Below are 22,829 nucleotides of genomic sequence, written 5' to 3'. Positions count from 1 at the left end.
GCAAAAATACACCTCGCTTCCGACTGAGTAACGATCCAATCAGGAGTTGCCCTAAAGAGAGATACCTCCTGATTTTTGTTCCGCATAATCATAGTGATGTTCTTTTTTCATCCTCAAGTGTGGATTCATCAGCATGAGAACCACAATGAGAAGTCCCGCTCCGCCAATAATTCCAAATATCGTAAAGATGGAAACAAGGCCAGTAGTCAGACCTACCAGAAAGACGGAGACTGGCATGGCGCACATAACCATTACACTGATCAAGCTCGATGCTCTTCCCAACACTTCTTTCGGCACCATCAAAGTGATCAACGTACCCATTTTGATATTGACGAATGCCGAGCCTATCCCGTTCACGAATACACAGATGACCTGCCAAACAAGTGGAATGCTAAACGCAAACATTCCGATTCCGATACTGAACAGACTAATGCCGCAGCAAATGTAAACAATCGCATCATATCGATTCAAATAATTTATAAGGAGAGACCCAAGCATAATCCCGATAAAAAAGCTGATCTCGAGCATGGCCAATTCGGTAACATTGGAAACGATCAGTGGCAGCAGGATCGTTTCTGGAGCCGTCAAAAAATTGAGGATGGTAAAATAAATCATGCAGTTTCGCAGAAAGTCATGCTTCGTAATCGCATGGATTCCATCCTTCAAATCCGTCATGATCATCTTGGCTGTAAACTCACTGACAGTAGACATGACAAGCTCTTTCTCGTTAATCCATAAAATAATCAGAGCACCTAACAAATAGGTGACGACATTCAAAATAAAAGCATATTCCATTCCAAACGCGATCAACCCCGCTGCCAATGCCGGAGCCGCCAAACTGACAATCGTTTGAATCATCTGCGATAAGCTTTGGGCCTGCGTCATATGGTGTTCGGGAACCAGTGTCCGTATCGCTACCGTGAGCGCTGGCCTAAAAAAGGCACTGACTGTGGTCAGCAAAACGGCAATGATGATCAGAGCAGCAGGATGTAGCCTATTAAACAGGAACAACAGGACGATGCATAAAATGAGCGCAGCTCTCAATACATGCGAAACGACCATGATCCTCTTTTTATTTCCTCGGTCAACAAAAACGCCCGCGAACAATCCGAATAGGATCAATGGAATGGTCTCCGCTGCCAATAAAACTGACATTAACAAAGGACTTTCCGTCAAAACCTTCATTAGCCAAATAAGCGCTAATCGATACACTCCATCTCCCATATTCGAGACAAATTGCGAAAAGATTAAATAGCGATAACTTTTCAAGCCAAGCAACGCCCGAAAAGATACCTTTTCATTAACGCTTACTGGCTGTTCCATCTCGATAATCCACTCCCAATACGAACGGAATCAATTTTTGAGGGAAGATGACTTCCGTGCATGCCAGAAGCCATCTCTTGGATCTGATCCTCTACGTGTGGTACACATGCACTTCTTTATTCAATTCACTTAACCATCTATATCCCAATTCGAGCTTTTGATAGAAGTCAGGTTCTTCTTTCAACAATAAAATACCGAGGCTGGTCCCACTGTGTGCCACAACAGTACCTAACCCACCCATTTTCTCGTTGATCTTCATGACTTCCGGCAATAATTTCTTGGGCAGAATTTTTTGATTTAAGATCGCACTTCGAGACGACACGGCACCTATCGTGTGGACATCCCTTTCTCTGATGGCTTTCGTGATTTTTTGTAACAACACACTGTACTCCATTTTTTCTTCTTGGGTATAAGGCTTTGTTCGTTTATTGAACTCAACGGTGTCGATGGTTCCTCCCTCATCAATACTTACAATGCATAATGGCGGCAGTTCCCCGATGTATTCTCGCAATCTGACCTCTTTATGGTAGTAAGAAACGGAACCCTCATACATAACGCCATCCGTCGGCTCAATGCTCGACAAAAACCACTCTAGTAAGGAAGGCTCAATGTTTATATCAAAACAATCTCCAACCGCTCTGGAGGCAGCCACCAAATCTGCTGATGAGCTTGCCAAGCCTTTTCCAACCGGGAGCTCAGAGTTGATCTCTAAAATTCCACCTGCGGGCAATCCGTAGTGCTGAATGATTTTTTCGACCAACCTTTTTGATTTTTGCTTGGAGTGTGGCACGATGACGATCTCCTGTAAGGTTGGGATTGAATAAAAAGTAGCGTAGGATGCATTTTTGATAGGCAAAGTCACCAGAAAGTCCCGATTATTTTCCTCTAATATCCCCTGCAGAAGTTCCCCAAAAGTACCGACAGATACACCGATACCTACGTCATTCGTATTAGGAAAACGACTAATGGAACTAGTCTTTATCATGCTCATAGTGGCCCCCCGTTTACACGAATATGATTTGGTGCTGATTCCCCTATACAGACTACAGGGAAGCACATGATTTACATGACGATCGCTTCCGCAGGACGATAGTGCTTCATGAAGTAATCGAAAAATTCAATTTTGTTAAATTGACTTTTATTTGTACTAACAAAAACCCCCATTTGTTTTTCTGGCAGGAGCCACATAAATGAGTTGAAGCCTATGACCTCGCCTGCCTTCGCCAAAACATTCTCATGCATGTATTCTGGGTGGAATTTTACTGTAAATCCATACCCTGTATATGTTCCATTTGGATTTGGATGAGGTACTGATTTACTGGAGAACATTTTGTCTATCGAATCCGCCTCTAAAATGGTTTCTTTTCCATAAGCGCCCCCATTTAAGAGAGCCAGCATGAATGTGGCGATATCGTGCCCCGTGGAGAGCATGCTGCCGTCAGGTGAGATTGCAGGGCTGAAATCGTACTTTGGCACCGCCTGATTTTCCAGATCATAGCCTGTGGCCATTTTCGCCTCTAATTCTGGTTGTAGTAGAAAACTGCTGTCTATCATTTCGAGAGGCGCAAAGAAATGCTCTCTGGCATAGCGATCAAAGGAAACTCCCGTAACTCTTTCCACAAGATAACCCGCCAGCATAAAGGCAAAATTCTCATTTCCATATTGTTCGCCAGGTTTGTAAATCACGGTTGGCATATAGCGGTGAATATACTCTCGTAACGTAAGGGAGTCACGCCCGCCAAAATTATAGCTTTGATCATTTCCCGTGTCTGGGGAGTCAAACCCTGTTGTGTAACTGAGTAAATGTTCTACCGTGAGTGGTCCCTCAACCCTTCTCGGTATTTCAACATCGAGGTATTGTTGAACATCCTCGTTCCATCCAATCAGACCTTGCTCCACTAGCTTCATAATGGCAGCGACTGTTACGAGCTTGGAAATCGAACCTACCTTGACTACGGTTTCATCTGCACGCATAGGCACTTTTTCTGATAGATTGGCGTAACCGTAAGCTTTCTTCACTTTCACTTGACCGTGTTGGACTACCACCGCTATTGCACCAGGAAGATCATCCATCGTAGAAGAGTCGAAAAATCCGTCTATCACTGCCTCGAAATCTACCCATTCTCCAGCGATTTCGTGGTCAGGACTGTTGCGCAATTTCATCATGCAGTGCTGGATGACTTCCCTTAGACTATCCTTGAGGCATGCAGTAAGTCGTTCGATAGTTTCCTTTTTATACTGTGCCTCGCTGTAAGCGACCATAAAGTGAAAGCTTCCATTCAACACCACGCACTCAATGTCAATCTTGCATTCCCGGGACTGCTCCAGACTCATGGATTCTCCGCCTGAGAATGTCGACAATTGAATGTCGTCATCCTTCTCTTTCCGATCCATATCAAATTGCCCCAAATAATTCAAGCTGACCTCAGGTTGTGCCTTCATGGTGGTGTTTGGCGATTTTGCAGACAAATATTTCAATACACCGTAGTGAATCCCTTTATGTGGGATTCGTCGCACATCTTTTTTGATTTTTGGAATGATAGCTGACGGATTCAGTTCGTTCCCGACGTCTACCATTACTGGATATTCACTCGTGAACCATCCTACTGTGCGGTTAATGTTCAGATCTGGTAGAATCGATTCCCTTCCATGCCCTTCCATATTTAAGGCAAGGCGATCGATATCTGCCCATTTTTTGAAGGCCATTCCAATAGCCGCCAACAAAAGTTCATCGATTTCCGTCTGATAGGCACGATTGGCTTGTTTTAGCAATTCCTCGGTTTGGTGCTGATCCATCGTAACCGTTTTCGTCCTAGTTGTTTTCCGAAGCGGTTTTTGCTCATCGTAATCCGTTGGCAACGATTGGGTGTCCCGCTCCTCGATGCGATTCCAATATTCACGCTCTTGTTCGAGCCTTTCACTATTGGCATACTCGTTCAATTGTTGGGCCCATAATTGGAAGGAATCACTTTTTAAAGGTAAACGAATCTCTTCGTTACGGAGGAGCTGCCCATAAGCTGTTTTGAAATCGTCGATCAAAATACGCCATGATACCCCGTCTACGACTAAATGGTGAACAGCAATAAGCAAGTGATCGCTATCCGAGCATTGGAATAACCCCAGCCTCATTAATGGGCCATCAAAAATGTTAAGCCTCGATTGTATTTCACTGCATTTCAAGTCCATTGCTTGTTCGAGCTCAGACTCATTCATATTTTGATAGTCCCAAATATCCAGATGATACATGTCGTCGCTAGTGTCGACGCCTCGATTATAGGCTTCATAGCCGGTATTGGTCTCGCAGAAAATCATTCGCAGTGCATCATGGTGCTGTACGAGCTTATCAATGACTTTGCGAACCATCCCCTCATCAAACCGCTCTTTGCGGTACAACACAAAAGATAGGTTATAGTGATGGAGATGCTGACTGTGTTCTTGCATCAACCAATGCTGAATCGGTGTCAGTGGTACAACGCCTTCCATATCCTTCTGGTCAATTTTGCGATTCAATGGTTTCAGTTTTGTACTCAGTTCTGCGATTGTTGGATATTTGAAAAGATCCCGAATCTCCATCTTGTATCCCATAGCTGCCAATTGCGAGGAGACTTGAATGGATTTGATCGAGTCGCCCCCTAGCTCAAAGAAATGATCCATAATCCCAATCTTTCTCTCATGTAAAACGTCTTGCCACACAGCCACCAATGTCTTCTCGGTGTCCGTTTGGGGCTCCACATATTCCCTCTCACTCTGCAAGACGATGTTAATCTCCACTAGCGCTTTTCGATCAATCTTTCCATTCGGCGTTACTGGTATTTCGTCTAGCTGAACAAAATGAGATGGGACCATAAATGCCGGTAACGACTTGCGCAACGACTCTCTCAATACGTTCGATTCCACCGTTTTTGTCGCTACATAGAATGCAACCAGCCTTTTTTGACCTGATTCATCCACTCTTACAATAACGACCGCGTCACGAATATCGCCCATTTTTCGTAATTCCGCTTCGATTTCTTCCAATTCGATTCGATTTCCACGTATTTTCACCTGATTATCCAATCGTCCTAAAAATTCAATATCTCCGCTGGGGAGCCATCGAGCCATATCCCCTGTCTTATACATGTTTTCGCCGATACAAAACGGATTGGGAACGAATTTTTCATTCGTCAAATCTGGCTGCTTGAAATATCCTTTTCCTACTCCCAATCCCCCAATATACAGTTCGCCTGGGACACCCACAGGCTGCACATGAAGATTGGCATCCAGAATATACATCTTCACCCCTGGCAAAGGCTTGCCAATCGGCAAAAATTTGTAATCTTGCTGGTCAACTCTTTCATAATAGGTGGAATCAATGGTTGCCTCCGTCACTCCATAGCAGTTTAAGATTCTCATTGCGCTTCCGTACCGATCGACAAGTTTGTGAAAGGCATGTAACGGGCATTGATCCGAGCCAAGAATCAATATTTTCATGAAGTCTATGTTGAGCCCATTTTCATAGACATAGTCCATGAAAGGAAGCACCAGAACGGGAGTCGAATCAAATAGATTAATCTCATGCTTTTCCATCAGGTGGTAAAGGCGCTCCAAATCCACTCTCGCATCTTTTGGGCAAATAACCAGTTTCCCACCGTATAACAGACATCTCATATAATCACCGGTGAACACATCAAAAGAAAAACTGGCCCATTGCAAACTCCTGACGGGGAATTCATCGAGCTTGTACTCTTGTTTCCATGCCTGTGCAAGCGAATGAAGCTGTCGGTGTTCAATCATGACTCCCTTTGGCGTTCCCGTAGTGCCTGATGTATAAATCACATAAGCAAGCTGATCAAACTGAACAGGTAACCCCAGATTCGTATTCTCCTGATGATAGGACTCCTCATCGTCGAGCATGATCATTTTTTGGTCAGCATTCACTTTATGGCGTACCGACTGATGCAGCAGCAAAACTTCTGCTCCCGAATGTTCCAGCATGTATCGTATGCGCTCTTCTGGATAATCAGGGTCAATTGGGACGTAGGCTCCACCCGCTTTCAAAATGGCCAACACGCCAACGACCATCTCTATGGACCGTTCCGCGATGATCCCCACCAATTGATTTGCACCGACGCCCTCAGCTACCAATGTCCGCGCCAGTTGATTCACCCGTTTGTTCAGTTCCGAATAAGACAGTTCTTGCTCTTCAAAAGCGAGAGCAATTCGATCCGGTGTTCTCTCCGTTTGTTCCTCGAATAATTCGATGATCGTTTTATGCTCATCCCCATTGGTAAAAGAAACTTCCTTATAGGCAGAGACCATTGCCTGTTTTTCTTCCACGGACAATAATTCGATATGCTTGAAATGAATATCTGGTTGATTGGCTACCTGTTCGATGATGTTGCCCAAATATCTGAGCATCCGTTGCACCGTTTCTGGCTTAAATAAATCCGTGCGATATTCGACAGTCAAACCCGCTCCATTTTCCAGATCCATGCATACAAGCGATAAATCGAAATTCGTCATGGAATTATAGGATTCAACTGCTGTCATTTCCAAACCGGTTATTTTATTTTCCTCTTCTACTTTTTCGATATATTGGAACATAAAAGAAAAAATAGGATTGCGGCTAACATCTCTTTCCGGGTTAATTTTTTCTACCAATTTATCGAATGGATACGCATGATGCATGTAAGACTCCAGTGCTTGCTGTCGCCAAACGTGCAACGCCTCGATAAAGGTCTGCTCCTGATTGACTTCCAGTCTCAAAGGGAGTGTGTTAATAAAAAATCCAATGACCTGTTCAATATCCATGTGATTCCGGCCAGCCTCTGGAGTACCGATGATGATATCCTGTTGATTGGTTAGCTTGGACAGCCAAATGCCTATCGTTGATAAAATCACCATAAACATGGATGCATCGTGCTGCTGCGCAATCTCTCGCATCCGGTTAAATGTTTTATCCGGAATCCGATAAGATTCCATTGCCGAAAAATACGTTTGTACAGGCTGGCGCTGATAATCTGTCGGCAAATCCAATACGGGAAGCTCTTTTTCGAATGTCTTCAGCCAATACGCTTCTGATTCGCCAAGCTCTTCATGATGAATCGAATGATTTTGCCAGACTGCGTAATCTTTATACTGGATCCTCAATTCCGGCAATTCGGGCTCTATCCCTTGATGCAAGGATTCGTAGATGGTGCCCAAGTCCTTCAGAAATATCCCCCATGACCATTGATCACTGATCATGTGATGCATGTTCATTAACAATACGTATTTTTCTTCCGCAGCCTTATATAACTTCACACGAAACAATGTATCCCTGTCAAAATCAAAGCTGGTTTCCGTCTCTTTTTGGATAACCAGATCAATCACTTCTTGCTTCGACACTTCTGACTCCTTGGAAAGATCGACAAATGCATAGGTGAAGTCATTGCCCGGCAGCACCTGTTGAACGGGGTGTCCGTCTCTTAACAGGAATTTTGTTCGCAACACTTCATGTCTTGTCACCAGCAACCCGAATGCCTGATGCAGAATACGCTCCTTCAATGGTCCCGTGATATGGTAGATCGTCGGCATGTTATAAGCCGTGTTCTCAGGCTCTAGCTGCTGAATGAAAAACAGTCTCCTCTGCGCATGTGACACCGGATAATACACTTGCTCTGTTGCCTTGGGGATCGTTGATCGATCATGTTGCGTATGGAGCTCACCTGTGGACAGCACTTCCTCGGTATGAAACAGGGAGGATAACTCCCGAATGGTTCGATGCTCGAATAAGTCCTTGATGGTAACTTCTATGCCCATCTCTCTTTTCATGCGCAAACGAACCTGAATGGTTTTCATGGAGTGCCCGCCAAGCTGGAAAAAGTCATCGTCGATCCCGATGTCCTCTACGTTTAGCACGGTACGCCAAATAGCTGCCAAGCTTCGTTCCAGATCATTGCGGGGAGCGACGAATGCTTCCGGCTTCTTTTGAATGACATCTGTCGCTGGCAATGCTTTTTTGTCTACTTTTCCGTTGCGATTCAGTGGCATCGCATCCAGAATGACGATTCGCTCTGGAATCATGTACTCTGGCAAGATCGTTCTGAGATAAGCTTGCAGCTCCTGTTCACTCTGCTGTTCATGCATGACCACATAGCAAACCATTCGGTTCTGCCCATGTTCATCTTCTCGTGTAACCGCTACACACTGTCTCACCAACGTGTGACGTAACAGGGCGTTTTCTATCTCGCCGAGCTCGATGCGATGTCCGCGTACTTTTACTTGAAAATCAGCACGCGTAACAAATAGAAGTCTCCCATTGGACAAATAACGTCCCAAATCTCCGGTTTTATACAGCCGTTCTTTTCTATCCTGCAAAAATGGATTTTCTGAATAGGCTAGCTCTGTGCGTTCAGCATCACGTAGATATCCACGCCCTACGCCAGTTCCAGAAATGTAGATTTCCCCGACACAACCAACCGGAACAGGGCGCATCCATTTGTCCAACACATAGTGCTTCATGTTGGCAATCGAGCTTCCCAAGGCCACATACGGATAATCCTCATGCGCATACGAACGATCAATGATTTCATGCATCGTATCATCCGAGCACTCCGTAGCTCCATACGTGTTCACTACGATCACATCGGGATACAGGTCTTGCCATTTTTTGCACAGGGTAACTGGCAATCCCTCTCCGGTAGAGATCATGTATTGCAATTGAGGCAACGCATGTTGTTCCGGTGGAAGAGTCCGTGCAGCATTGTGCAAAGCTTCTATCATCGCTGGTACCATCTGAATCACGGTGACACCGTCTCGATTCAAGGCTTGGAGCAATGCATCCGGATCAGTTGCCGTCTCGTTGTCGTAAATCACAAGCTTTCCCCCTGCCATCAAGGGGGCCAGGAATTGCCAAACCGATATATCAAAGCAATGGGAGGCATTCTGCACGACGATGCTGTCTGAATTCAATGCAAGGACATCCATTTTGGCGTACAGATGATTCAGCATGCCGCTATGCTCGATCATTGCCCCTTTTGGCATACCAGTGGAGCCTGAGGTAAAAAAGACGTTTGCCAAATCAGCATGTGCATGGATGATCTCTGGATTCGATGTATCCGATGCTTGCAAGGAAGAAATGTCTGGGCTTGTCCCGTCCCCCTTGTTCAGGCAAAACACGACCGGATTGTGCTCCAATGTGTCTGCCAAAGCCATGCTGCGCGCTTGGAAACGCGCCTCAGTCAGTAAGACCTTCGCCTTGCTGTTATCAAGAATGGTAAGAAGACGTTGATCGGGATGGGCTGTATCAAGCGGGACATAGGCTCCTCCTGCTTTTAGCACAGCCAAAATGCCAATCAGCATGTCGATGCTTCTCTCTGCAAATAGGCAAGCAAGATCATTCCGGCCAAATCCTTGTCTTCTGAGCCAATGCGCCAATCGGTTCGAACCCTCATTCAATTCTCCATAGGTGATGGATTGCTTCTGATCGATAGCAGCAATAGCGTCAGGATTGCGCTTGACCTGCTCTTCTATGATTTGGTGCGCAAATTGCTCCATACTGCGATTCGACTTCGCAAAATTGCCCATCACCTTTGTCATGATCTCTTGTTCTTCATCCGTCACGATGTTCAGATCGCTGATGCTCCTGTCTGCCTCTCGGCAAATCTGCTCGAGCATATGGATGTAATGGGATTGCAGTCGTTCCAGATCGCTCGTAGAGGACGCATTCTCATGGAAAATTTGAATCTTCATGAGCTGCCCGACCGTCACCACTATCTCCACTGTTTGGAGGCCGCCGCGATAAAGCATGGCAGATTCCTGGTAATCTTCGGCACCATTTAGTATCGTCAGTGTCGTTCCATATATAGGATCAGCTTCCCGAACACCCGCATAGTTACGGACCATGTCGAGAGTGGCCATTTCATGTTGCTGCAGTTGTTCCCAGCTTTCCTGGACATCCTTTACGACATCACGCACTTTTTGATTCGCATGCACGGTCTGGAAAACAGGTAAGCTGTGCGCTAGTGGCCCAACAATGTTATTTGACTCCTTCCATGCTTCGGGTCTGCCAGAGACGGTAACCCCTATGACCAGCTTGTCCTCGCCACTGTACATATTCTCCAAGAGGAGCCAAGCAGCCTGAAAGATAGCCTCTATGGAGACACGCTGCTCGAATGCCATGCTTCTGATGGACGTGGTTAATGCTTCAGAAAGAACAGCGTTGCAACTGATCAGATGACTTGCTTCCTTCTGTGCCCCTTGTACTGGATAAAACACAGTCTCGCTTTCATAGCCTTGGAATTGATCTGTCCAAAAGCTTTTGACTTTGGAGCCATCTTGGCTTGACTCCCAAGCAACGTACTCTTTGAAAGAGGCCCGCTGGTCAACAGATGGCTGAGTACCCCGTACCCGTTTCAGCCATTCCGCTACAAGAAGCTCGCGACTGGCATCGTCCATACATAGTGCATGATGGGTCCAGATGAGGACGGATTGATTGGCGTCCATCTGCAAAATCGATACCCGGATTAATGGCCCCTCCTCATACGAAATGGGCTCCTGATGGGATGTAAGTGTAAAGAGATACACTTCCTCTTGCTGTTCAGGAGTTAATTCCCGGACATCGTGCCAGTCAATGGGAATGGGTAGCTCCTTCAATACGACTTGTACATGTTTATTTTTGAGCTGGCGAAAAACCGTTCGCATCACTGGCGTCTCGCTGACTAATTCCTTCCACGTTTCTTGAACGCGTCCCAGTTCGAGACTGTGCTCGATGAGATAGCGCATGGATGTAACCTTGTCAGGACGTAACAATTGCTTTTGCACCATGGAAAGCTCTATAACTTCCAGTACGTTCTCTTTTGTTAAATGCTTCAAGCCAGTGCACCTCTTTCGCTACAGAAATAATTGTTCAAAATCATCACTGGTCAGAAATTGGCTGTTCAGATGACTGACAATCTCGCGGATTCTTTGATGCGGCTCGGCTTTCACACTTTCCAACAAGTATTCATAGTGGGTACAAATCCGTTGCACAGTCTCCCTCTTGAATACATTCGCCTTATAGGTAATGGCACCATTTATGTGATCGTTCGTTTCATGGATGCGGAATTGAAAATCAATCATGGAGGGATATTCGTTGTCACTCATTTCAAATAAGAGTTGAGGCTCATGAGGTTTAGGAAAGGGCGCTTGATGATAATGGGCTTCTTTTACCTTGCTTTGTACCTGCAAAACCAAATCGCCAAGTAGGGGATTGCCCGACAGATCAACTCGTAAAAGCAAGGCGCTTGGGACATCCTCACACTCGACCTGCCCCGCACGAAATGCCAAAGTCAAATCCTCCGTCTCGGTTTCTGCATACAAAAGTACGAGAAATGCGGTCATGAATATCACATAGGAGGACGTATTCCAGACTTCAGCCAGTTGAGATATTCCAGTCTCCTGCAGGGATGGCCATTCAAATGCCGCTTGCTCGAACTTTATGGAGTCAGTAGTAAGCGGGATGACGTCCTCCGGCAATATCTTGAGGGAAGGCAAATTGGCAAGACTTTTCATCCAATCGTTAGGAGTACCTGCAAATACAGGGATGCTTTCGCAATCATTTTTCAAAAGAGAAAGGCTGGTGCGTTCAAAGTCGACAACCCATTTAGCAATGGTTTCTTCATTCAAAATATCCGAGTTGTATTCGAATCCCGCCAGAATGTCATGATGGTTGTCCTTTTCAACAACCAAGCATAAATCATACTGGGATACATCCTTTCCAATCGGATAGGTGCTTACGGTAAGACCATTGCTATCAAACGTATTTTGGGCATTGCCCAGCATAATGGCTGCATTTTGCTTAATCGCTTTTTGATGGACGAAAGCCGTTGAAAAAAAGGACGCATATTTTTTATCGCGCTCATATTGCAACTCAGCTGCAATCAAAGAAATGGGATAGTCTTGATACTGTGAACATACAGACAACTCTTCATGTATCTGCTTTGCCAACTCACGAAGCGAGCTGTTCTTTGGAATTTGGATTCGCAGGGGAAGCATCACCATACACGGTCCCATGATCGTATGAAACTCTCTTTTTGGCCTGCCGTATCGCGGTACGCCGACAATGATGTCGTCTTGCCCAGCTATCCGATAAAGAAAAGCACTAAAAAGGGATAAATAAATGACATCTGTGGGATATTGATTATTTTTATGATAAGCAATCAACTCATCCCGGAGTTCGCGGCTAAAGGTAAAGAATGATGTCCCACCTTTAAACGAAGGGGTACCAGGACGTTTTTTATCTGCCGGTAATTCAAACCTCTCAAGAGTTCCGCCCAATTTCTTTTTCCAAAACACTCTCGCAGCTTCGCCTTCTTGGCTGGCTATGTAATTCTGTTCCCATTCCACAAAGTCTGCGTATTGGTGTATTTGTGGTTGCAACCCCTGATCATTTCCAGATATTAGTAATTGGTAGATCATCGTAAATTCATCGAGCGTGAGCGAGACACTCCACCCATCAAAGCAGATATGGTGATACTTGAAACTTAAAATACTGCCGCTATCTTTATAATCTAGCAATCTGCAACTGAATAACGGCCCCTCTTCCAGTGTAAAAGGCTTGCTGAACTCCTCATTGAAATATTCTCTAATCCTCGTATCGTCCCAGGTAGCGGAAGACACTTGTTCAAAATCCAATACGGACTCGCTATATACTTTTTGGATAGGCTCGTCTTCCAAGACGAAAATGGAACGATAGATTTCGTGGCGTTTCACGATCTCGTAAAGCGCACGGATTGTAACCGATACATCCAATCGACTTTCGAAGTGAAACAGATACTGCTCCTGATAATAGGGACTCATTGGATAGACTAAATAGTGTAGATAGTAATCTTTTTGAGCCTCAGACAAAGGGATGGTTTTGACAAAAGTTTTATCCATCATTCGTAGTCTCCCCGATACGCAACTGCGTAATGGTTGGGCATGCGGCTCTCACCAGCATGCCCCAACAGCCATAAACTAGTTAGCTGAATAATTCAGTGAAATCATATTCTTCCACCACGTTTATTTGAGACAAGCGTTGCGTTGGATTGTCTATCATTTGGCAGATGACATGCTTTAGCTGATCCAGTAACGTATCCATGGCATTCTCGCTGAATGCTTCCGTGTTGTAATGTGCCGTTAACGTCAGTTGGTCATGACGCGTGGACAAAAATAGCATCATATCCAATTGATCATCTTGAACAAAGTGACTACCTTCATATGTTTGGATAATCGCTTCATCCAGAAAACGACGCAACGGACATTCCGTAAAGGTCATTTCGTCTGATTCAGGCTGATTGTTTGATACGTGTTGTCCAATAAACACAATAGAATACAAACTCTTCTTATCACCTGTGGCCGCTAGTTGATCCTCTACGACCAAATTGTACGGATATTCTTGATTCTCGTACGCACCATATGCGGTTTCTCTTGTTCTGTTCAACATTTCCAATACAGTCGGGTTGCCAGACAAGTCCGTACGCATGGCGACCGGATTGATTAGCGGACCAATAATTCCTTCTAGATCCGTCTGCGTTCGGCCAGATAAAGTCGATCCGACTGTAATAATGGTTTGGTCTGTGAGGAGTGACAGCCAAATGTTGATCGCCGCAAGCAAGCTCGTATAGACGGTACCACCAGCCATTCGAGTCAATTCTAAAAGCGATTGGGCCGTCTCTTGCTCAATGAGAAGTGATGCTACGTTTGAAATTCGGTTGCCGTGAGTGAGTGAATGTGTCTCTCGCGGTATGAACGGTGCATCTGCATTTTGTTGCAGCTGTTTTAACCAATAATCCCGTTGACGGTTCAGTTCTCCATTTTGCAATCTTGTTTGCTGCCACAAGGTGTAATCCATATAATCCAATGGTTTGGAAAACTCCTGTTGCATACCACGCTTTACTTGTTGATAAATGCCCGCGAGATCATTGATAAACACATCTAACGACCAGCCATCAAATCCAATATGATGAGCACTCAAGATGAGAAAATGCTTCGATGGTGTCATTCGATACAAAGTCATCCGGAAGAAAGACTCACGTGAAAAATCAAATGGCTTGTACAGAGCAGATTGCAAATCCATTTGGATACGCTGCTCGCCTTCCGTCACGGATAATGAAGACAAATCTACAAACGCATTCTCCACCTCAAGGTCGTCATGCACTTTTTGATACAATTGCCCTTCGTTTTCGATAATCGTCGTGCGCATGATTCTGTGGCGTTCAAACATGAGGCCCATAGACCTGTGCATAGAATGACTGTCAACGGTACCCGCTACTTCAAAGAGGTAAACCCCTCCTACTGCTTCCTGGTCACTGAATTTTGCATGGAACCACTGTCTTCTTTGTCCGTGGGATACTTCGAATAAGGAGACGTCTGTCTGATTTTCCACGCGCGATACTTCATGGATGCGGGTATTCGTCTCACTGCCTTGCTTGATCTCAGATATACGAGCGGCAATTGCTTCAATGGTTGGAAATTCAAATATTGTTCGCAAAGGTATGTCCATCCCAAATGCATTTCGCATGCGGGAAATGACTTGCGTAGCCAATAAGGAATGGCCACCTCTATCAAAGAAGGAGTCCTTGATCGAAATCTGATCCACCTGCAATATATCGCACCAGATGGAGTGTATAAGTTCCTCAGGTATCGTGCGCGGCCCGATGATCAAGAAATCGCTTGGCTTCATGACCGGTAATTCAAGTCTGTTTCGGTCAATTTTCCCACTTGTAGTTTTAGGAATGCTGTCCAACTTCATGAAATAAGTTGGAATCATATAAGCAGGCAAATGCTCCTTCAGGAATGCCCGCCATTCGTTTACATCCCCGTCCCCCACGATATAGGCAGCCAATTCGGTAGCTGACCTGTCGTTTTTCACAGAAATAACGGCTGCCTCACGAACAGACGGATGCCTGCTTAATGTGGATTCAATTTCACCCAATTCAACCCGCATGCCTCTAATCTTGATTTGATTATCTTGTCTGCCTACGAATTTAATGTTGCCCGAAGGCAGGAAGTACCCCTTGTCACCGGTTCGATATATTCTTTCCCCTGGTACAAACGGATTCTCCATAAATACTTCTTGGGTCTTCTCGCTATTATGCAGATAGCCCCTGGCCAATCCAAGACCACCAATATAAAGGTCGCCAATGACGCCAATTGGGACAGCCTTCCTATTCTGGTCAAGAACATAGACTCTGTTGTTATCAATCGGCTTGCCTACACTCACACAATCCTTTTCCAGCGCGTCCATTGGCGAGCATGTGTAAATGGTGGAGTCGATCGATACTTCTGTGGCCCCCCACGTATTATGGAGTTTGGCATTTAGCTTATTAAAGAACTTGCCTACTGTTTCGGGTAATAGCGCCTCACCACTGGAGATGACATTTTTTAATTTGTGCAAGTTGGATGCATCTTCTAGAGTAAGGGCGTCCACAAACATATTGAGCATACTCGGGACAAATTGAATGCACGCAACCTGATAGTGAATGGCAGCCTGGATAATCGCCTCAGGGTCCCGATGCAGCCATGGTTCCAAGAGTGATATCCGTCCCCCTACAGACAATGGCCAAAAAAACTCAACAGCTGCATCATCAAATGTTAAGGTTGTTTTTTGCAGAACAGACTCGCCCTGCTCCAAGCCATGTTGTCGCTGCATCCATAACATGCGATTTACCCAACCATAATGGAGGTTTTCAACGCCTTTCGGATTTCCCGTCGAACCTGACGTGTAATAAATCGAAACCAAATCTGTCGGCTTTACGGTTTGCTCTGGCAATCCCTCCGGCATACTTGCTATTTTTTCTTTTTCCGCTTGGGTATCTATACATCTAACTGAAGTGGCTTCTCCAAACAGGTTCATGAACTCCTGCTCAGATAGACAAATGTTGGTTCTTGCGCTTTCCAACAGTTTCGTCATCCTCGCTTGTGGCATTTCTGTATCTAAGGGGAGAAATGCTCCGCCAGCCTTTACGATTCCGAGGATCGATATGACAAGCTCAATGGAGCGATTCATACATATCCCGACAGGCGTATTGGGTCCAACCCCCAGCATCATCAGGTAGTGCGCCAACTGGTTAGAACGTCTATCCAGTTCTTGGTAAGTTATTGTTTCACTGCCATATTCAGCTGCGATGAGTTCCGGTGTCTTTTTTACTTGTTCGATAAACAATTCATGTAGGCATGTATTCTCCGGAATGGCGACTGCTGTATCATTCCACTCCACGACGATTTTGTGACGTTCTTTCTCGCTCAACAATTCTAGCAAGGCCATCGGCACGTCCGGTGCGTTCACAAGCTCTTGCAACCAATTGGTGAAGTGCTCTATCATTTTTTCAATCGTGGATGGATCAAATAGATCCGTGTTGTAGATCATGTTCATTACGAGACCGTCCTCAGACTCACCCATGGATAACTGAAGATCAAATTTCGCCACATTAATCTGAACCGGCATTTTTTCTAATTGCCCACTGGACGAATGATAAACATCCGCTTTCATTTCTGCCCATGTGAACACCGTCTGAAATACTGGGGAGTAGCTTGTATTGCGTTCCAGTTGCAGCATTTCTACGATTTTTTCAAACGGAACATCCTGATACTCCTGTGCCTGAAGCGCTTTTTCTTTTACTTGGGCAAGCAATTGCTTGAATGTTGGATTGTCTTGGAGGTTCGCCCGGTAGACGAGCGTATTGACGAAAAAGCCAATCAGGCCTTCGATTTCCTTTACATTTCGGTTCGCTATCGGGCTGCCCACCAAAATATCACTTTGTCCGGTATATCTGGATAAAAAGGCTTGGTAAGCAGCCATCAAGGTCATGAACAAGGTCGTATTCTCTTGCCGACTGAGTGCTTTCAGCTTTTCAAGCAGTTCAGTTGCCAGCACAACCTTGTGCATATTTCCCGCATAGGTTTGAATGGTTGGTCTCGGTCGATCAATTGGCAATTGCAGGACAGGAAGCTCTCCGGACAACTCCGCTTTCCAATAATCCAGTTGTTGGCCCATCACTTCATCCGTCAGCCATTCGCGCTGCCATACCGCGAAATCCGCGTATTGAATCGGCAATTCTGCCAGCTCTGCACGTACCCCGCTCTCTGCTTCCTCGTAAAAGGTCAGCCATTCTTCCAATAAGATATCCTCTGACCAACCATCCGTAATGACATGATGCATCGTGCACAGCAGTAGGAACTGATCCTCTTCAACAACGATTAACTTGGCTTGAATCAAAGGTCCGCGCTGTAGATCGAACCTTCTGTCTGTTTCCTGCATAATAAAATCGTGGATTTGCTCTTCTTTTTCGGCGGCAGGTCGATTGCGCAGATCAGTCACCGGCAATGTTTGATACACATGGGGTTCAATGACCTGGAAAGGTTGACCCCCTTCATTCGAAAACACAGTGCGCAAGATGTCATGTCGTTGAAGGAGCGCATTCCATCCCGTTTCCAACGCCTGCACATTCCACTCCCCGGTTAAGCGCCACATGTGAGGAACGTTGTACGCCGTACTCTCCGACTCTAATTGATGTAAAAACCATAGTCGCTGCTGGGCATGCGATAACGGCAGCTTTTCTCGATGCGAGGCTTTCGCAATAGCTGGTGTCCGTACTCTTTTGCCATCCCGGCCCAGCTCCATAATTTTGGCATCGAGGCTTGCGATCGTCGGGCATTCAAACAGGATGCGCAACGGGATAGACAGATGGAAGGCTTTTTGCAAGCGGGAAATGACCTGCGTCGCAAGCAGCGAGTGTCCGCCCAAATCGAAAAAGGAATCGTGGATACCCAAGCATTCCGTTTCCGTTTTTAAAACGTCACGCCAAATGGATGCGATCCGACTCTCTGTAACCGTACGTGGTGCGACGAATTCATCCTTCATCGTGCGCATTTCTGGCAGCGGCAGTGCTTGACGGTCCACCTTCCCGTTCGCTGTAAGCGGGAAAACATCCATTTTCACAAAATAGGAAGGGACCATGAAAGACGGCAATCGTTCACTCGCATACCGTTTCCACTCATCGACATCCCCGTCTCCCGCGATATAAGCAATCAGACGTTTATCATCCGCTCCATAATCATGTACAAGGACGACGGCGTCTCTTACACTCTCATGCTGGCTGAGGACAGCTACAATCTCACCGAGCTCAATCCGGTTTCCTCTTATTTTGACTTGATTATCTTTTCGACCGATAAATTCAATTCCACGCCCCGGCACATATTTCACCAGGTCGCCCGTCCTGTATAACCTCGCTTTGGAGTCTTGTTGAAACGGGTGTGGAATAAATTTCTCTTCGTTCATCTCTGGTCGATTCCAGTATCCGAAAGCCAGTCCCTTGCCTCCCACATACAATTCCCCTACGAGACCGTCAGGAACTACCTTTACCATTTCGTTTAAGATATAGATTTCTGTATCATCGATCGGTCGACCGATCGGAACGGAGTGCTGAATTGCGCTCTTATTTTTTATAGGATAATAGCAAGTAAATGTCGTATTTTCAGTCGGACCATACCCGTTAATCACCACTGTATCTGGTAACATATCCAAGGCACGTTGCGCATGCTTGGCGGACAAGATGTCGCCACCAGCCAATAATTGACGCACTCCTCTTAAATCTTCGATCCGGTAATCAATCATTTGATGAAAGACGCCTGCGGTTAGCCATAACGTGCTGATTTTTTCGTCGCGCAACACCTGTCCCAGCTCATCAAGAGACAGACCGTGAAATGGATAAATCACCAATTTCGCGCCATTTAGCAAGCTCCCCCAGATTTCGAAGGTCGCTGCATCAAATGAGATCGACGCGAGTTGCAGCATGATTTCATCCGGTGTGAGTGATACATAAGAGACTTGCTTCGTAAGGCGGATCACCCCGCGATGTGGGATGAGTACCCCTTTGGGATTTCCTGTCGAACCGGACGTATACATCAAATAGGCAAGGCTTTCCGAAGTCGTACGCTCGCCCAGATTTGCCACTGATTCCTTATTGATCTCGCTAGCTTGCAGATCGGGACAAACGATTTTCAATCCGTCTGGCAATCTGGACATCAAGCTTTCTTGTGTCAGCACAATCGAAATGCTTGCATCTTGCAGCATGTAAAGCAATCGTTGCTCAGGATAGGCAGGGTCAAGCGGGACATAGGCCCCGCCTGCCTTTACAATAGCGACCATACTGATGATCATTTCAAACGAGCGATCCATGTACAAGCCAACTCGGCTATCTGCTCCCACCCCGCACGCTTTTAAATAATGCGCCAATTGATTCGCTCTGCTATTAAGCTCTCGATAGGACAGGCTCGTGCCTTTGTATACTAATGCAGTGGCGTCGGGATGAAGCTCCACTTGTTCCTCAAATAATGTGGGGATAGAATCTAGCATGGAGACTGTAGCCCTCGTGTGATTCCATTCGAGTAAGAGCTTGTGACGTTCTTCCTCGGTCAACAATTCCAGCAAGGCCATCGGCACGTCCGGTTCGTTCACAAGCTCTTGCAACCAATAAGCGAAGTGGTCTGTCATTTTTCCAATCGTGGATGGATCAAATAGATCCGTGTTGTAGATCATGTTCATCACGAGACCGTCCTCGGACTCACCCATGGATAATTGAAGATCAAATTTCGCCACATTGATCTGAACCGGCATTTTTTCTAATTGTCCACTGGACGTGCGATAGACATCCGCTTCCATTTCTGCCCATGTGAACACTGTCTGAAATACCGGGGAGTAGCTTGGATTGCGTTCCACTTGCAGCATTTCGACGATTTTTTCAAACGGAACATCCTGGTACTCCTGTGCCTGTAGAGCTTTTTCTTTTACTTGGGCAAGCAATTGCTTGAACGTTGGATTGTCTTGGAGGTTTGCCCGGTAGACGAGCGTATTGACGAAAAAGCCAATCAAGCCTTCGATTTCCTTTACATTTCGGTTCGCTATGGGGCTGCCCACTAAAATATCGTTTTGTCCGGTATATCTGGATAAAAAACCTTGGTAAGCGGCCAACAGGGTCATAAATAACGTCGTATTCTCTTGCCGACTGAGCGCTTTCAGCTTTTCAAGCAGTTCGGATGCCAGTACAATCTTATGCATACTTCCGGCATACGTTTGAATGCTTGGTCTTGGTCGATCGATCGGCAATTGCAAGACAGGAAGCTCCCCGGACAACTCCGCTTTCCAATAGTCGAGTTGTTGGCCCATCACCTCATCCGTCAGCCATTCGCGCTGCCATACCGCAAAATCCGCGTATTGAATCGGCAATTCTGGCAGCTCCACACGTGTTCCACTCTCTGCTTCCTCGTAAAAGGCCAGCCATTCTTCCAATAAGATATCCTCTGACCAGCCATCCGTAATGACATGATGCATCGTGCACAGCAAAAGGAACTGCTCCTCTTCTACGACGATTAATTTGACTTGAATCAAAGGTCCTCTCTGTAGATCAAAGCTTTTGTCTGATTCCTGTTTGATATAGTCGTGGATTTGCTCTTCTTTTTCGACGGTAGGTTGATCGCGTAGATCAATCACGGGTAACGTTTGATACACATAGGGTTCAATGACCTGGAAAGGTTGACCCCCTTCATTCGGAAACACAGTGCGCAAGATGTCATGGCGTTGAAGGAGCGCATTCCATCCCGTTTCCAGCGCCCGCACATCCCATTTCCCTGTTAAACGCCACACGTGTGGAACGTTATAAGCCGTACTCTCCGGCTCCAATTGATGCAAAAACCATAGACGCTGCTGGGCATGCGATAGCGGCAACTTGTCTCGATGAGAGACTCTCGCAATAGCTGGTGTTCGTTCTCTTTTGCCATCCCGGTCAAGCTCCATGATTTTGGCATCGAGGCTTGCGATCGTCGGGCATTCAAACAACATGCGCAACGGAATAGACAGTTGAAAGGCATCCTGCAAGCGGGATATGACCTGCGTCGCAAGCAGCGAGTGTCCGCCCAAATCGAAAAAGGAGTCATGAATGCTAAGACGCTCCACCTTTAAAATTTCATACCAAATCTCTGCGATCCGATTCTCTGTATCCGTACGTGGTGCGACAAATTCATCCTTCATCGTGCGCATATCTGGCAACGGTAATGCTTGTCGGTCTACCTTCCCGTTAGCTGTGAGCGGAAAAACGTCCATTTTCACAAAATAGGAAGGGACCATGAAAGGCGGCAATTGCTCATTCGCATACCGTTTCCACTCATCGACATCTCCGTCTCCCGCGATATAAGCAATCAGCCGTTTATCATCCGCTCCATATTCATGTACAAGGACGACGGCTTCCCGTACACTCTCATGCTGGTTGAGAACAGCCACGATCTCACCGAGCTCAATCCGGTTTCCTCTTATTTTGACTTGATTATCCTTTCGCCCGATAAATTCGATTCCTCGCCCCGGTACATATTTCACCAAGTCGCCCGTCCTGTATAGTTTCGCTTCCGCGTCTGGTTGAAATGGATGCGGAATAAATTTCTCTTCGTTCAACTCCGGTCGATTCCAATATCCGAAAGCGAGTCCCTTGCCCCCCACGTATAATTCGCCCACGAGACCGACAGGAACGAGCTTTTGCTTATCGTTTAGGATAAAGACCTCGGTATCATTGATTGGTCGGCCAATCGGAACGGAATGTTGAATCTCGTTCTTCTGTGTTATGTGATAAAAGCAAGTAAATGTCGTGTTTTCTGTCGGGCCATACCCGTTAATCACCAGTGTATTCGGTAACATGTCCAAGGCTCGTTGCGCATGCTTGGCCGACACGATATCGCCGCCCGTCAACAATTGACGTACCCCTTTTAAGTCTTCGATCCGGTAATCGATCATTTGATGAAAGACGCCTGCGGTTAGCCATAACGTGCTGATTTTTTCGTCGCGCAACACCTGTCCCAACTCTTCAAGAGACAGACCGTGAAATGGATAAATCACTAATTTCGCGCCATTTAGCAAGCTCCCCCAGATTTCGAAAGTCGCCGCATCGAATGAGATCGACGCGAGTTGCAGCATGGTTTCGTCCGGTGTGAGCGATACATAAGAGGCATGCTTCGTAAGTCGAACTACCCCTCGGTGCGGGATGAGCACCCCTTTGGGATTTCCTGTCGAACCAGACGTATACATCAAATAGGCTAGGCTTTCCGAAGTCGTGCTCTCGCCTACATTCGCATCTGATTCCTTGTTGATCTTGCTAGCGTCCAGATCGGGACAAACGATTTTCGTTCCGTCTGGCAATCTGGGCACCAAGCTTTCTTGTGTCAGCACAATCGAAATGCTTGCATCTTGCAACATATAAAACAATCGTTGCTCGGGGTAGGCAGGGTCAAGCGGGACATAGGCCCCGCCTGCCTTTATAATAGCGACCATACTGACGATCATTTCAAACGAGCGATCCATGTACAAGCCCACTCGGCTCTCTGCTCCAACCCCGCACGATTTTAAATAATGCGCCAATCGATTCGCTCTGCTGTTAAGCTCCTTGTAGGTAAGGCTTGCATCTTTGTATACCAATGCAATGGCATCAGGATGAAGTTCCACTTGTTCTTCAAATAATGCGGTAATGGAATCTTGCATACAG

Annotated in this window: 5 protein-coding genes; all 5 read right to left on the bottom strand. The window is 46.0% G+C overall.

Going from position 1 to position 22,829, the window contains the following annotated elements:
* Positions 1-51 precede the first annotated feature (51 nt).
* The 5 genes from E8L90_RS26825 to E8L90_RS26805 all read right to left on the bottom strand — a co-directional run bounded on the left by E8L90_RS26825 (position 52) and on the right by E8L90_RS26805 (position 22,825).
* Complete coding sequence (locus tag E8L90_RS26825) at positions 52-1,323, bottom strand: MFS transporter (protein WP_137032273.1); 1,272 nt, start codon at positions 1,321-1,323, stop codon at positions 52-54.
* Positions 1,324-1,414: 91 nt separating this feature from the next.
* Positions 1,415-2,314 (bottom strand): GHMP family kinase ATP-binding protein, encoded by a 900-nt coding sequence (locus tag E8L90_RS26820; protein WP_137032271.1) that lies wholly within the window; start codon positions 2,312-2,314, stop codon positions 1,415-1,417.
* Positions 2,315-2,385: 71 nt separating this feature from the next.
* Entirely contained in the window at positions 2,386-11,157 is an 8,772-nt protein-coding gene (locus tag E8L90_RS26815) for a non-ribosomal peptide synthetase (RefSeq protein WP_137032269.1), read from the bottom strand.
* Positions 11,158-11,175: 18 nt separating this feature from the next.
* Positions 11,176-13,203 carry a condensation domain-containing protein gene (locus tag E8L90_RS26810; protein WP_137032268.1) on the bottom strand — a complete coding sequence of 676 codons (2,028 nt, stop codon included), beginning with the start codon at positions 13,201-13,203 and terminating at the stop codon, positions 11,176-11,178.
* A 79-nt stretch (positions 13,204-13,282) separates the two neighbouring features.
* Positions 13,283-22,825, bottom strand: a complete 9,543-nt coding sequence (locus tag E8L90_RS26805; RefSeq protein WP_137032266.1) for a non-ribosomal peptide synthetase — start codon at positions 22,823-22,825, stop codon at positions 13,283-13,285.
* Between the last annotated feature and the right edge of the window lie 4 nt (positions 22,826-22,829).

The organism is Brevibacillus antibioticus (assembly GCF_005217615.1).
Taxonomy (GTDB): Bacteria; Bacillota; Bacilli; order Brevibacillales; family Brevibacillaceae; genus Brevibacillus; species Brevibacillus antibioticus.
This window is presented reverse-complemented; position numbering and strand designations above follow the sequence as displayed.